Source organism: Pseudomonas sp. UBA3153 (assembly GCF_002364635.1).
Lineage (GTDB): Bacteria > Pseudomonadota > Gammaproteobacteria > Pseudomonadales > Pseudomonadaceae > Pseudomonas_O > Pseudomonas_O kuykendallii.
In genome coordinates this window covers 80,521-93,596 of record NZ_DEYR01000002.1, presented here as the reverse complement: position 1 = coordinate 93,596, position 13,076 = coordinate 80,521, and the positions used below count along the sequence as shown (strand labels likewise).

Here is a 13,076-nt window from a genome sequence, read left to right as displayed (position 1 = left end):
CCCAGACCGGGAGAGAAAACCCCCATGGCACTCATCAGCATGCGCCAGATGCTGGACCACGCCGCCGAGTTCGGCTACGGCATTCCAGCTTTCAACGTTAACAACCTCGAGCAGATGCGCGCCATCATGGAAGCCGCGGACCAGACCGACTCCCCGGTAATCGTCCAGGCTTCAGCCGGTGCGCGCAAATACGCCGGTGCGCCGTTCCTGCGCCACCTGATCCTCGCGGCGGTGGAAGAATTCCCGCACATCCCGGTGGTCATGCACCAGGACCACGGCACCAGCCCGGACATCTGCCAGCGCTCGATTCAGCTGGGTTTCAGCTCGGTGATGATGGACGGCTCGCTGAAGGAAGACGGCAAGACCCCGTCCGACTACGAATACAACGTCCGCGTGACCCAGCAGACCGTCGCCTTCGCCCACGCCTGCGGCGTCTCGGTGGAAGGCGAACTGGGTTGCCTGGGCAGCCTGGAAACCGGCATGGCCGGCGAGGAAGACGGCGTCGGCGCGGAAGGCACCCTGGATCACAGCCAGTTGCTGACCGACCCGGAAGAAGCCGCCGACTTCGTCGCCAAGACCAAGGTCGATGCCCTGGCCATCGCCATCGGCACCAGCCACGGCGCCTACAAGTTCACCAAGCCGCCGACCGGGGACACCCTGTCGATCCAGCGTATCAAGGAAATCCACGCCCGCATCCCCGACACCCACCTGGTGATGCACGGCTCGTCGTCCGTTCCGCAGGAATGGCTGAAAATCATCAACGAGTACGGTGGCGACATCAAGGAAACCTACGGCGTGCCGGTCGAGGAAATCGTCGAAGGCATCAAGTACGGCGTGCGCAAGATCAACATCGATACCGACCTGCGCCTGGCTTCCACCGGCGCGATCCGCGAGTTCATGGCGAAAAACCCGAGCGAGTTCGACCCGCGCAAGTACCTGGCGAAAACCGTCTCCGCCATGCGTGACGTCTGCATCGCCCGCTACGAAGCGTTCGGCACCGCCGGCAACGCCTCGAAGATCAAGCCGATCTCGCTGGAAGACATGTACCTGCGTTACGCCAAGGGCGAGTTGAACCCGAAGGTCAACTGAGCCTGATGACGCGGCAGGGCCTACGGCCCTCACCGCCGGCTGAAAACGAAAATGCCCGTATCGCGAGATACGGGCATTTTCCGTTGGGGCGCTCTTCCAATGCACCCGCCACCGTAGGGTGGGCTTCAGCCCACCGCCTGCGAATCACTCCGCATCGCGTAGACCCGCCCGGAGAGGCCCGCGCCCGCCAACACCCGACCCGATTCGCTGTAAAAGTTCATAGCGATCCGCGCAACAGTCTGTCGCCGAATCCACGGATTTACATAGGTGACTAAGCAGTTCTATAAAGGATCTGCGACAACCTGTCGCACCCATCGACAGTCAGGAGACGCCGCTATGACCGTAACCGTGACCGAGCGTGACGACCAGCACAAATCCCGCGAAAGCCTGGCCCTGGGCAAACGCACCTGGGACGTGCATCAACAGGGCGAGCTGGTCGGTATCTTCCATACCGAAAGCGAAGCATTGAACTACCGCAACGAGCTGGAGCAAGGCGAACAACGCCGCCACGCCGCGGGCTGAACCGTCTTGTAGAAACGAGCGCGGGGCCGGGAATCGCTCCCTCGGCCCCGCGGCGTTTCCGGGCGACGCTCCCGGCTATTCCTCCGGCGCCATCACTTTCCAGATTTCCGTCGCGTACTGGCGGATCGTCCGGTCCGACGAGAACCAGCCGGTGCGCGCGGTATTCAGGGCCGCGGCCCGCCACCAGGCCTTCTGGTCGTGCCACAGCTCTTCGACCCGGCGCTGGGCGTTCCAGTAGGCGTCGAAGTCAGCGCAGACGTGGAAGGTGTCGTGCGCCATCAGACCATCGATCAGGCCGGTGTAGCGCGCCGGATCGTCCGGCGAGAACACCCCGCTGCGGATCGCGTGGAGCACCTCGCCCAGACGCGGCGACGCCGCCACCGAAGGCTCCGCCGAGAACTGCCCGCTTTGCTTGCGCGCCTGCACTTCGTCGGCGGTCATGCCGAAGATGAACATGTTGGCCGCGCCAATCTGCTCGGACATCTCCACGTTGGCGCCATCCAGGGTGCCGATGGTCAGCGCGCCGTTGAGCGCGAACTTCATGTTGCTGGTGCCCGACGCTTCCAGCCCGGCGGTGGAAATCTGCTCGGAAAGATCCGCCGCCGGGATGATCCGCTCGGCCAGGCTGACGTTGTAGTTGGGCAAAAACACGACCTTGAGCAGGCCGCGCACGGTGGGGTCGTCGTTCACCGTGCGGGCGATGTCGTTGGCCAGCTTGATGATCAGCTTGGCCTGGTGATAGCTGGCCGCCGCTTTGCCGGCGAAGATCTTCACGCGTGGCACCCATTGGGTGTGCGGCTCGGCGCGGATCGCCTGATACAGCGCCACGGTGTGCAGCAGGTTGAGCAGTTGCCGCTTGTACTCGTGGATGCGCTTGATCTGCACGTCGAACAGCGCGTGCGGGTCGATGTAGAGTCCCAGGCGCTCCTGCACCAGCCCGGCGAGCAGCTGCTTGTTGTGCAGCCGCTGTTCGGCGAAGCGCTTGCGGAAGGCGGCCTTGTCGGCGAAGGGTTCGATCAGGCGCAACGAGGTCTCCGGCGTATCCAGCAGCCTCTCGCCGACCGATTCCACCAGCAGCGCGGTGAGCTGCGGGTTGCTCTGGTACAGCCAGCGGCGGAAGGTGATGCCGTTGGTCTTGTTGCTGATCCGCTCCGGATAGAGCTTGTGCAGGTCGGCGAACACCGTGCTGCGCATCAGATCGGTGTGCAGCGCGGAGACGCCGTTCACGCAATGCGAGCCGAGGAACGCCAGGTTGCCCATGCGCACGCGGCGCCCGTTGCCCTCCTCGATCAGCGAGATCGAGCGCAGCAGGTCGAAGTCGTGGATGTCCTTCGCCCGCAACGCGTCGATGTGATAGGCGTTGATCAGGTAGATGATCTGCATGTGGCGCGGCAGCAGGCGATCCATCAGGCCGACCGACCAGGTCTCCAGCGCCTCGGGCAACAACGTGTGGTTGGTGTACGAGAGCGTGCCGACGGTCAGCTCCCAGGCCTTGTCCCAGGCGATGCCGTGGACATCCACGAGCACCCGCATCAGCTCCGGCACGGCGATCGCCGGGTGGGTGTCGTTGAGCTGGATCGAGGCGAACTCGGGCAGGTTGAGCAAGGTGCCGCGCTGCTTCAGGTGACGGCGAATCAGGTCCTGCAGCGACGCGGAAACGAAGAAATACTCCTGGCGCAGGCGTAGTTCCTGACCCGCTTCGGTGCTGTCGGCCGGATAAAGCACCCGCGAGATGCTTTCCGCGCGGGTTTCCTCGACCACCGCACCGATGTGATCGCCGGCGTTGAAGCGATCCAGGTGCAGCTCGCTTTCGGCACGCGCGCGCCACAAACGCAGGGTGTTCACGCTGACGCCGCGCCAGCCGACGATCGGCGTGTCGTAGGCGATCGCCCGTACCGCCTCGCCCGGACTCCACTTCTGCCGCTGCTCGCCACTGTCGTCGACGATATTGGCGATGCTGCCGCCGAAGCCGATCAGATAGCTGACTTCTGGGCGCTCGAATTCCCAGGGGTTGCCGAAATCCAGCCAGGTTTCGGTCTGTTCCTGCTGCCAGCCGTCGACGATGGCCTGGCGGAACAACCCGTGTTCATAGCGAATGCCGTAGCCGTGCGCGGCCACGCCGAGGGTCGACATGCTTTCCATGAAGCACGCCGCTAACCGGCCGAGGCCGCCGTTGCCGAGCGCGGCGTCCGGCTCCAGGCTGCGAATGCGGTCGAGGTCGACGCCCAGGTCATGCAGCGCCGTGCGCGCCACTTCGAGCAGCCCGAGGTTGCTCAGGCTGTCGATCAGCAGCCGTCCGATGAGGAACTCCAGCGAGAGGTAATAGACCCGTTTCTGGCCCTGTCGGTAGATGTTGCGGGTGTGATCCATCCAGTGGTCGACCAGGCGATCGCGCGCGGCCAGGGCAATCGCCTCGAACCAGTCATGGTCGAAGGCATGTTCGGGGTCTTTGCCCACCGAATAGGTCAGCTTGGACAGGACGGAGGCGCGGAAGGCGGCCACCTCGTCGGCTGAAACCTGTTTCTCCTGAGTCATCGGCTAAGGACCTCACTGTGAACGTTGTGGAATGCATTCCCTGCGGCGACGGAGCCTCAGGCTTCCGTGGATTCCTTTCCCGGCACGTCCGAGCACTCTAGCTCGGACCTCGGCGCGGCGCGAACGCCATGCAGGGGGACTGGCAAAAAAGCTGGGCATCGCTATGATCGCGCGCCCACCGGTATAACCCATGAGCAAGGCCATGAAACGCATCCCCATCGCCAATGCCGACGTCGATCGTCTCGAGACCTGGGTCAAGTACCAGAAGGGTCTGTGCGACGACTGTCACGCGACCTGCTGCACGCTCCCGGTGGAAGCGCGCATCGGTGATCTGGTGCGCATGCAACTGGTGGACCAGTTCGAGGTCGACGAGCCGCCGCGGCAGATCGCCCGGCGCCTGATGAAGGAAGGCAGCGTCGAGCACTTCAACCAGAAGAGCGGCCTGTTCACCCTAACCCGCCTGGCGAGCGGCGACTGCCTGTATCTGGACCGGCTCAGCCGGCGCTGCACAATCTACGAGCGACGCCCGGACACCTGCCGCAATCATCCGCAGGTCGGCCCGCGGCCGGGACACTGCGCCTGGCAGGCCCGCCGCTGACGGCCGTATCAGGACCCTGTGGCGCGTGAGCCGTCCTGATCGACGCTGGGGATCGGCCCGTTGTCGTCGCTGCCGGACTTGCCCGGCAGGCTCGGGGAGGTGCGGTCGCCGTCCTGCGGGTCGACGCCCGGCGCGCTCGGGCTGCCGCTCTGCGTATCGACCCCGGGCTCCGGGTAGACGCCCTGCTGGCGATCCTTGCTGTCCAGCGGGCTGCGGGCGCCGCTGTCCGGATGGGTCGGACCGGTGTTGTCGGCGAAGGCGGCGGTGGCGAACAGCCCGGCCAGGGTGAGGACCGCGATTCTGTGCATGCGCATGATGTCTCTCCGAAGGTGGCTACCTTCGTTCGAGCCGAGCCGGCGCGGGTGGTTCAGCGCGAAGGACCGATGGATGCAGCCGCGCGCCGGGTGCGCTGGGTCAGCCACCGCGCAGAGCTTTGAGGCTCAGGCCAACCGGCTGTGCAGCGCGCGGCCGTTTTCGGGCATCGCCACCGCCTGCTGCAACGGCAGCTCGACGCTGAACAGCGAGCCCTCGCCGACGCAACTGCGCACCGTGATGTTGCCGCCATGGGCCCTGACGATCTGTTTCGCGATGAACAGGCCCAGGCCCAGCCCAGCGACCTTGTCGGGGCTGCCGACCCGCTCGAACTGGCTGAAGATGCGCGCCTGGTCGGACTCCGAGATGCCGATGCCCTGATCCTCGACCTGCAGCAGCACCGATGCGTCGCTCGCCTTCACGCGGATCGTCACCGGCTTCTGCCGGCCATAGCGCATGGCGTTGGTCAGCAGGTTGGCCACCACCTGCTCGATGCGGAACTCGTCCCAGTAACCCATCACCGGCCCGCTGATGTCTCGGTGAACCTCGTAGCCCGCCTGCGCCATCTGCGCTTCGAAATTGTCCACCACCTTGTTCGCCAGCGCGGCCAGGTCGATCAGATCGGGGCGGATCGACAGCTTGCCGGTGCGGATGCGGCTGACATCGAGCATGTCGTCGATCAGGCGGATCAGCGCGCGGACCTGCCGCTCGTCCTTCTCCACCATGCCGCGCAGCCGGTCGGGCTCGAAGGCGCCGAGGTTGCCCCGATCGAGGTACAGCCGGCGCAGTTGCACCTCAAGGATCAGGGTGTTCAACGGCGTCTTCAGCTCGTGGGAAACCATCGACATGAAATCGTCGCGCATGCGCACCGCGTGCTGCAGCTCGACCTGCGTCTGCCGCAACTCGCCGAGCAGGACCTCCTGCTCGTGTCGGCTGCGCTCCAGCGCGCTGAGCTGGACGCGCAGCGTCTTGCGCTGGCGGTACAACTCGACGAAGACGTTGACCTTGCTGCGCACGGCCATCGGGTCCAGCGGTTTGTAGAGGAAATCCACCGCGCCGCTTTCGTAACCCTTGAACGCGTAGTTCAGCTCGCGCCCGGCGGCGCTGACGAAAACGATCGGGATGTGCCGGGTACGCTCGGCGCCGCGCATCATCTCGGCGAGCTGGAAGCCGTCCATTCCAGGCATCTGCACGTCGAGAATCGCCAGCGCGAATTCGTGCCGCAGCAGCAGCTCCAGGGCATCCTCGCCCGAATCGGCCTTGAATACCTCGATGTCTTCGCTGCGGATCAATGCGTCGAGCGCCAGCAGGTTCTCCGGCAGGTCGTCGACGATCAGCAGTTTGGCTGGCTCCATTTCCGGCAGCATGTTCAGCGGTCCATTCGAAGCAGTAGTTGGCGAATGCCGGCGAGCGGCAGCACGTAGTCGGGTTGGAACAGTTTGAGCGCCGAACGCGGCATGGTATCGGCGAGCGCCTCGGTGGGTTCCTGCACGATGGTCAGACCGCCGTAGCGGGCGATGCTGTGCAGGCCCTCGGCGCCGTCCGAATTGGCCCCGGTAAGGAGGATTCCGGCCAGCTGATCCCCCCAGACGTCCGCGGCGCTGTCGAACAATACGTCAATCGACGGTCTCGCGTAATGCACCCGTGGATCGACGCTGAGGCTGAAGGTGCGATCCATCTCCACCTGCAGGTGATATCCCGGCGGGGCGAAATACAGATGACCGGGCTTCGGCCGGTCCTTGTCGCGGGCCTCGTCCACCTGCAACGCGCAGAGCCGCTGGAAAATTTCGACGATCTGGCTGGGATGGTTCTCCGGCACATGCTGGACCACGATCAGCGGCAGGCCGAAGTCCTCGGGCATGTCGCGCAGTATTTGGCTGAGGGCGTCCAGGCCACCGGCGGACATGCCGATGACAACCGCCTGAACGCGCGTGGCACGCTGCGAGAGGGTCGGGCTCATAGCTTGCGAAACACCCGTTCGCGCTTCGACACGGGCTCGAACTGCTCGGCGAAACTGGTGAAGTCGAGGCTCTCCTTGCTGCCCAGGCCAAGGAACCCCCGGTGCCCGAGCGACTCGTGGAACAGGCCGATGGCGCGGTCCTGGAGCGCGCGGTCGAAGTAGATCAGCACGTTGCGGCAGGAAATGAACTGGGTCTCGGCGAACACGCTGTCGGTGGCCAGACTGTGGTCGGCGAAGGTCACGTGCTCGCGCAGCGACTTGTCCATCAGCACCGCGTCATAGGCGGCGGTGTAGTAATCGGAGAACAGCCGCTTGCCGCCGGCCTTCTGGTAGCTCTCGGTGTAGGCGCGGATGCTGTCCAGGGTATAGACGCCCTGGCGCGCGCGCTCCAGCGACTGCGGGTTGATGTCGGTGGCGTAGATCAGGCTGCGTTCCAGGAGCCCCTCTTCCTTGAGCAGGATCGCCATCGAGTAGACCTCCTCGCCCGTGCTGCAGCCGGCGATCCAGATCTTCAGCGACGGGTAGGTGCGCAATAGCGGCACCACCTGGGTACGCAGCGCCAGGTAATACGCCGGATCGCGGAACATCTCGCTGACCGGGATGGTGAGATACTGCAGCAGCGCCATGAACGCCTGCGGGTCGTGCAGGATCTTGCCCTGAAGTTCGGACACGCTGCTGCAGCCGATGGTCCGCAGCGCCTGTACCACGCGCCGCTTCAGCGAGGCCATGGCGTAGTTGCGGAAGTCGTAGCTGTACCGCAGGTAAACCGCTTCGATCAGCAGGCGAAGCTCGATTTCCAAGGCGCGCTCGGGCATCGACTAGAAGACCTCCAGCTTGGGCAGCCAGACGCGGATCAGCGAGAACAGCCGGTCCAGCTCGATGGGCTTGGCAAGATAGTCGTTGGCGCCGGCGCGCAGGCAGCGATCCTGGTCGTCCTTCATCGCCTTGGCGGTCACCGCGATGATCGGCAGGCGGGCGAAACGCGGGTCCTTGCGGATCTCGGTCATCGCTTCGTAGCCGTCCATCTCCGGCATCATGATGTCCATCAGCACGAGGTCAATTTCCTCGTCTTCCTGCACCTTGCTCACCGCCTCCAGGCCGTTGCGGGCGATTTCCACCACAGCGCCCTTTTGCTCCAGCGCACTGCTCAGGGCGAAGATGTTGCGCACGTCGTCGTCGACCAGGAGGATCTTGCGGCCCTCGAAGGCACGGTCGCGGTTGCGCACGGTCTTGAGCATCTTCTGCCGTTCCAGCGGCATGTTCGCTTCGACCTTGTGCAGGAACAGGGTCACCTCGTCGAGCAACCGCTCCGGCGAGCGCGCACCCTTGATGATGATCGAGCGCGAGTACTTGAGCAGCTCGGTTTCCTCGTCGCGGGTCAGGCTGCGGCCGGTGTAGACGATCACCGGCGGGAAGGATTGGATATCCTCCTCGGCCATCCGCGCCAGCAGCTCGTTGCCGTCGATGTCCGGCAGCTTGAGGTCGATGATCATGCAGTCGAAGGTGTTGCGGTGCAGCTCGTCGAGGGCCTCGGTGCCGCGCGCGACGGCGGTGATCTCGATGTCGTCGTCCTCGATCAGGCGGGTCACGCTTTCGCGCTGGAGGTCGTCGTCCTCCACCAGCAGGATGCGTTTGACCTTCTGCTCCAGCTTGGCTTCCAGGCGCAGGAACACGTCCTTCATCTGCTCGCGCGACACCGGCTTGGTGGCATAGCCCACCGCGCCCATGTGCATCGCCGCTTCCTGGCGATCCTCGACGGAGACGATGTGTACCGGGATGTGCCGGGTGTTGGGATTTTCCTTGAGTCGCTCGAGGACGGTGAGCCCGGAGTGATCCGGCAGGCGCATGTCGAGCAGGATGGCGTCGGGCTGGAACTGCAGCGCCAGGTCGTAGCCGGCGTCGGCGGCATGCGCCACCAGGCAGTTGTACTTCAGCTCGTGGGCCAGGTCGAAAAGGATTTTCGCGAACTGCGGCTCGTCCTCGATGATCAGCACGGTGCGCCCTTCGCGGGTGAAGTCGTCGCGATCGTCGGGGAAGGTGAGCGCTGGCAGAGGCGGCGCGGCGGGTTTGGCCAGCGGCTGCAACGGCAGACGCTCGGCGACGGGCATACTGGCGACGCTGGGCTGTGGCGCGTTCGCCGACTCTTGCGTAGCGCCCTGGTATTCGATCGGCAGCAGCAGGGTGAAGGTGCTGCCCTTGCCCTCCTCGCTGACCACGCCGACGGTGGCGCCGAGCATGCGCGCCAGCTCGCGGGAGATCGACAGGCCGAGGCCGGTGCCGCCATGGCGGCGGTTGGTGGTGCCGTCGGCCTGGCGGAAGGCCTCGAAGATGATCGATTGCTGCTCGGCGCGGATGCCGATGCCGCTGTCGATTACGTCGAACGCCACGTGCTCGTCGTCCTGCTTGCGAATGCGCAAGGTGACGGCGCCCTTGTCGGTGAATTTGAAGGCGTTCGACAGCAGGTTCTTGAGGATCTGCTCCAGGCGCTGCGAATCGGTGAACACGGAGGCCGGCACGCCCTCTTCGAACTGGATGTGGAAATCCAGCTTCTTCTGCTCGGCCAGCGGCTGGAACAGGTTGCTGAGATTCTCGCCGAGGCGGGCCAGCCCGGTCGGCTCGAGGTGCATATCCAGCTTGCCGGCTTCGACCTTCGACAGATCGAGGATGTCGTTGATCAGGGTGAGCAGGTCGTTGCCGGCCGAATAGATGGAACTGGCGAACTTGACCTGCTCTTCGCTGAGGTTGCCGTGGGTGTTGTCGGCGAGCAGCTTGGCCAGGATCAGCGAGCTGTTCAGCGGCGTGCGCAGTTCGTGAGACATGTTGGCGAGGAATTCGGACTTGTAGCGACTGGCGCGCTGCAGCTCCTCGGCGCGTGCCTCCAGCAGCAACTGAGCCTGGTGCAGGTCGCGGTTGCGCTCGTTGAGCTGGTCGCGGTGCTGCTCCAGTGCCTGGGCCTGGTCGGAAAGCTGTTCGTTAGTCTGCTCCAGCTCGGCCTGCTGGGCCTCCAGGCTGGCCTGGGATTCGCGCAGTGCGCAGGACTGTTCCTCCAGCTCCTCGTTGGCGCTGCGCAGCTCTTCCTGCTGAACCTGCAACTCCTCGTTGAGCGACTGGGTCTCGGCCAGCGCGCGTTGCAGGCGCTGCCGGTAGCTGGCGGCGGCTAGCGCCGAGCCGACGTTGCCGGCGAGCAGCGCGAGCAGCTCGCCGTCCTTTTCCTCCAACGGACGCAGGAAGCCCAGCTCGATCACGCCCTTGAGCTCGCCGCTGTCCTCCACCGGGAAGATCAGCACGGAGCGTGCGAGGCTGTCACCGAGGGACGAATTCACCCGCAGGTAATTCTCCGGCAGCGACTCGAGGGCCATCGGCTGGCGATCCACCGCCACCTGCCCGACCAGGCCCTCGCCGAACGCCAGTTCCGTCCTCTGCCTGAGCTGATCCTGGCTGAACGCATAGGCGGAGACGCGCCTCAGGCGCTTGTCGTCGACCACGTAAAGCGCTCCCACGACCATGCCCAAGTAGCGGGCGAGGAAGCCCAACGTGCTGTCGCCCAGCTGATTCATGCTCAACTGGCCGATCAACTCTTCGGCCAGCAGCGTCTGCCCGGAGCGGAACCAGGCCTGCTGCTGCAGTTTCTCGGCGTGCGCCGACTGGGTCGCCAGTGCCTCGTCGTAGGTGCGCGACAGTTGCATCAGCTCGCGGCGACCCATGAAGGCGAGGAAGCCGCTGATCAGCAGGTTGAGCAGGATGACGCCGCCGACACCGAAGATCGTGACCTTCTGCGCCGTCTCGGTACGCTCCTGACGCAGTTGACTCTCGGTCGCCAGGATGTCGCTGAAGATCACCCGGATGGAATCGGTTAGGCGCTTGCCGTACAGGTCCTTGAGCTGCTGAACGTAAGAATCGTCGCCTTGCCGGCGCAGGCTGATCATGCGCGCGGAAAAATCCATCCACTGCTGTTGCAGTTGCTCGATCTTGACGATTCGGTTGACCTGAACCGGGTTGTCCGCAACCAGCTCCTTGAGCAGCGTGGACTTGCTGACGAATTCGTTGCGCGCCCGCTGGTAGGGCTCAAGGAATATCTCGTCATCGGTGATCAGGTAGCCGCGCAGGCCGGTTTCCATGTCGATCACCAGCTTCAGCGTTTCGTTGGACTCGGCGATGACGCGATCGGTGTGCTCCACCCAGCGGCTGACGTCGAGGAGATAGAAGATAATCGCGATGAAAAACAGCGAGCTGAGGATACCCATGCCGAGCGGCAGGGATACGTTGCGGCCGAGAATACGGCGGAAGGCCTTCTCGTCGATGGGCGATGTTCTGTTCATGTTCGCTTCCCTAGCAACTGAAATGGCACGGAAGTTCTGCGACTCCCTCTGATTCGCGAGGCCGGCATGGTAAACCAGTGCGCACAACCGGACTATTCCGAATGCCGGATCGAATCTGCTTTAGTCCGATGCGAGGCAGGGAAGGTTCAGTAACCGGAAATTTTAGGACGATCTCCGCGACATCGCGGCAAAGCGCGACGCTTTACCCGCAGCCGGCGCCTTGCACGCCGGCTCCCGTGCATCGGCTCAGCGCCGCGCGATGACCCAGACGGCGTGGATGATGCCGGGGATGTAGCCAAGCAGCGTGAGCAGGATGTTCAGCCAGAACGCCCCGCCGAAGCCGACTTGGAGGAAGACTCCGAGCGGTGGCAACAGGATGGCGATGATGATGCGGATAAGGTCCATTGCAGGTACTCCATGATGGGCGTTGGGCTTACCGGACAATCGACCCGAGGCGCCTGCGACGGTTCACTGCGCACACCGCTTCGCTTCGCGCGGACATAAAAAAACGCCCCGAAGGGCGTTCATTCGCGGCGTCCGGCACTCAGTTGAGCGTGCCTTCACCGGCCGACTGCATACGCGACAGCTCTTGCGCGTAGAGCGCGTCGAAGTTCACCGGGGCCAGCATCAGCGCCGGGAACGAGCCACGGGTGACCAGGCTGTCCAGGGTTTCGCGGGCATACGGGAAGAGGATGTTCGGGCAGAACGCGCCGAGCGTGTGGCTCATCGAGCCGGCGTCCAGGTTCTTGATCAGGAAGATACCGGCCTGCTGCACTTCGGCGATGAAGGCGGTTTCTTCACCGTTCTTCACGGTGACCGAGAGGGTCAGCACGACTTCGTGGAAGTCGCCTTCCAGCGGCTTCTGGCGGGTGTTGAGGTCCAGCGCGACGCTCGGCGTCCAGTCCTGACGGAAGATTTCCGGGCTCTTGGGCGCTTCGAAGGAGAGGTCGCGCACATAGATGCGCTGCAGAGAAAATTGCGGGTTCTGAGCGTCCTGGGCGGCGCCGTTGGTGGTTTCTTCAGTCATGGCAGAGCCTTGTGAGTTACGACAGTGGAAATCAGCCCTTGAGCAAGGCGTCGAGTTTGCCGGCGCGCTCCAGAGCGAAAAGATCGTCGCAGCCACCCACGTGGGTGCTGCCGATCCATATCTGCGGTACCGAGGTGCGGCCGGCCTTGCGGGTCATCTCGGCACGCAACGCGGCGTCGCGCTCCACGCCGATTTCCTCGAAGGCGACACCCTTGCGCTCGAGCAACTGCTTGGCGCGGATGCAGTACGGACACCAGGGTGTGGTGTAAATGACGATCTTCGACATATCACTTGACCAGGGGCAGGTTGTCTCCGCGCCAGCTGGAGATACCGCCGGACAGCTTGACGGCGTTGAAGCCGAGTTTCTTCAGCTCGCTGCAGACGGTTCCGGAATGCTGGCCCATGGCGTCGACCACGATGAGGGTCTTGGACCTGTGCTTTTCCAGCTCGGCCACGCGGTTGACCACCTTGTCGTGAGGAATGTTCAGCGCATCGACCACGTGCCCAGTGTCGAACTCCTTCTTGACGCGAACGTCCAACACCACGCCCTCGCCACTGTTGACCAGCGAAGTCAGCTCGCGATTGCTCAGGCTGCGGCCGCCGCGGCGCGACTCGTTGAGGATCAGGGCGATCAGCAGCACGACGAACAGGCTGGCAAGCACGTAGTGGTTAGTGGCGAATTCAATCAGCTTGGCGAGCATCAATAGGTTCCAG

Annotated in this window: 13 protein-coding genes; 3 read left to right on the top strand and 10 right to left on the bottom strand. The window is 64.2% G+C overall.

The window, feature by feature from the left end; translation table 11 throughout:
- The first annotated feature begins 24 nt into the window (after positions 1 to 24).
- Together fba and B2X67_RS00625 are read left to right on the top strand one after the other, a co-directional pair.
- Complete coding sequence (gene fba, locus B2X67_RS00630; RefSeq protein ID WP_090225587.1) at positions 25 to 1,089, top strand: class II fructose-bisphosphate aldolase; 1,065 nt, start codon at positions 25 to 27, stop codon at positions 1,087 to 1,089.
- Positions 1,090 to 1,425: 336 nt separating this feature from the next.
- Positions 1,426 to 1,611: a hypothetical protein gene (locus B2X67_RS00625; RefSeq protein WP_273232637.1), complete on the top strand. Its 186-nt coding sequence runs from the start codon at positions 1,426 to 1,428 to the stop codon at positions 1,609 to 1,611.
- A gap of 75 nt (positions 1,612 to 1,686) precedes the next feature.
- Here the strand turns inward: B2X67_RS00625 and B2X67_RS00620 are convergent, their stop codons facing one another.
- A complete protein-coding gene (locus B2X67_RS00620) occupies positions 1,687 to 4,146 on the bottom strand; it encodes a glycogen/starch/alpha-glucan phosphorylase (protein ID WP_286784290.1) in 2,460 nt (819 codons plus the stop codon).
- A gap of 202 nt (positions 4,147 to 4,348) precedes the next feature.
- Here B2X67_RS00620 and B2X67_RS00615 point away from each other — a divergent pair, with 202 nt between their 5' ends.
- A complete protein-coding gene (locus B2X67_RS00615; protein WP_286784289.1) occupies positions 4,349 to 4,744 on the top strand; it encodes a YkgJ family cysteine cluster protein in 396 nt (131 codons plus the stop codon).
- 8 nt (positions 4,745 to 4,752) lie between these two features.
- Here B2X67_RS00615 and B2X67_RS00610 read toward each other — a convergent pair whose 3' ends face one another.
- The 9 genes from B2X67_RS00610 to B2X67_RS00570 all read right to left on the bottom strand — a co-directional run bounded on the left by B2X67_RS00610 (position 4,753) and on the right by B2X67_RS00570 (position 13,063).
- Positions 4,753 to 5,058, bottom strand: a complete 306-nt coding sequence (locus B2X67_RS00610) for a hypothetical protein (RefSeq protein WP_282341002.1) — start codon at positions 5,056 to 5,058, stop codon at positions 4,753 to 4,755.
- Between the two features lie 126 nt (positions 5,059 to 5,184).
- Positions 5,185 to 6,411 (bottom strand): hybrid sensor histidine kinase/response regulator, encoded by a 1,227-nt coding sequence (locus tag B2X67_RS00605; protein ID WP_376747737.1) that lies wholly within the window; start codon positions 6,409 to 6,411, stop codon positions 5,185 to 5,187.
- A gap of 14 nt (positions 6,412 to 6,425) precedes the next feature.
- Positions 6,426 to 7,016, bottom strand: a complete 591-nt coding sequence (locus B2X67_RS00600) for a chemotaxis protein CheB (RefSeq protein ID WP_286784287.1) — start codon at positions 7,014 to 7,016, stop codon at positions 6,426 to 6,428.
- On the bottom strand, positions 7,013 to 7,831 hold the full coding sequence (locus tag B2X67_RS00595; RefSeq protein WP_090225574.1) for a CheR family methyltransferase: 819 nt from the start codon (positions 7,829 to 7,831) through the stop codon (positions 7,013 to 7,015). The genes B2X67_RS00600 and B2X67_RS00595 overlap by 4 nt, the downstream gene beginning before the upstream one ends.
- 3 nt (positions 7,832 to 7,834) lie before the next feature.
- Complete coding sequence (locus B2X67_RS00590; protein ID WP_286784286.1) at positions 7,835 to 11,335, bottom strand: response regulator; 3,501 nt, start codon at positions 11,333 to 11,335, stop codon at positions 7,835 to 7,837.
- A gap of 246 nt (positions 11,336 to 11,581) precedes the next feature.
- On the bottom strand, positions 11,582 to 11,740 hold the full coding sequence (locus tag B2X67_RS00585) for a YqaE/Pmp3 family membrane protein (RefSeq protein WP_090225571.1): 159 nt from the start codon (positions 11,738 to 11,740) through the stop codon (positions 11,582 to 11,584).
- Between the two features lie 139 nt (positions 11,741 to 11,879).
- Positions 11,880 to 12,362: a protein-export chaperone SecB gene (gene secB / locus B2X67_RS00580; RefSeq protein WP_090225569.1), complete on the bottom strand. Its 483-nt coding sequence runs from the start codon at positions 12,360 to 12,362 to the stop codon at positions 11,880 to 11,882.
- A 31-nt stretch (positions 12,363 to 12,393) separates the two neighbouring features.
- Complete coding sequence (gene grxC / locus B2X67_RS00575) at positions 12,394 to 12,648, bottom strand: glutaredoxin 3 (RefSeq protein WP_090225568.1); 255 nt, start codon at positions 12,646 to 12,648, stop codon at positions 12,394 to 12,396.
- Between the two features lies 1 nt (position 12,649).
- A complete protein-coding gene (locus tag B2X67_RS00570; RefSeq protein WP_273232622.1) occupies positions 12,650 to 13,063 on the bottom strand; it encodes a rhodanese-like domain-containing protein in 414 nt (137 codons plus the stop codon).
- Positions 13,064 to 13,076 lie beyond the last annotated feature (13 nt).

Coding starts and splice junctions, on each gene's coding strand:
- fba (WP_090225587.1), top strand. CDS start 25: ATGGCACTCATCAGCATGCGCCAGATGCTGGACCACGCCGCCGAGTTC.
- B2X67_RS00625 (WP_273232637.1), top strand. CDS start 1,426: ATGACCGTAACCGTGACCGAGCGTGACGACCAGCACAAATCCCGCGAA.
- B2X67_RS00620 (WP_286784290.1), bottom strand. CDS start 4,146: ATGACTCAGGAGAAACAGGTTTCAGCCGACGAGGTGGCCGCCTTCCGC.
- B2X67_RS00615 (WP_286784289.1), top strand. CDS start 4,349: ATGAAACGCATCCCCATCGCCAATGCCGACGTCGATCGTCTCGAGACC.
- B2X67_RS00610 (WP_282341002.1), bottom strand. CDS start 5,058: ATGCGCATGCACAGAATCGCGGTCCTCACCCTGGCCGGGCTGTTCGCC.
- B2X67_RS00605 (WP_376747737.1), bottom strand. CDS start 6,411: ATGGAGCCAGCCAAACTGCTGATCGTCGACGACCTGCCGGAGAACCTG.
- B2X67_RS00600 (WP_286784287.1), bottom strand. CDS start 7,016: ATGAGCCCGACCCTCTCGCAGCGTGCCACGCGCGTTCAGGCGGTTGTC.
- B2X67_RS00595 (WP_090225574.1), bottom strand. CDS start 7,831: ATGCCCGAGCGCGCCTTGGAAATCGAGCTTCGCCTGCTGATCGAAGCG.
- B2X67_RS00590 (WP_286784286.1), bottom strand. CDS start 11,335: ATGAACAGAACATCGCCCATCGACGAGAAGGCCTTCCGCCGTATTCTC.
- B2X67_RS00585 (WP_090225571.1), bottom strand. CDS start 11,740: ATGGACCTTATCCGCATCATCATCGCCATCCTGTTGCCACCGCTCGGA.
- secB (WP_090225569.1), bottom strand. CDS start 12,362: ATGACTGAAGAAACCACCAACGGCGCCGCCCAGGACGCTCAGAACCCG.
- grxC (WP_090225568.1), bottom strand. CDS start 12,648: ATGTCGAAGATCGTCATTTACACCACACCCTGGTGTCCGTACTGCATC.
- B2X67_RS00570 (WP_273232622.1), bottom strand. CDS start 13,063: ATGCTCGCCAAGCTGATTGAATTCGCCACTAACCACTACGTGCTTGCC.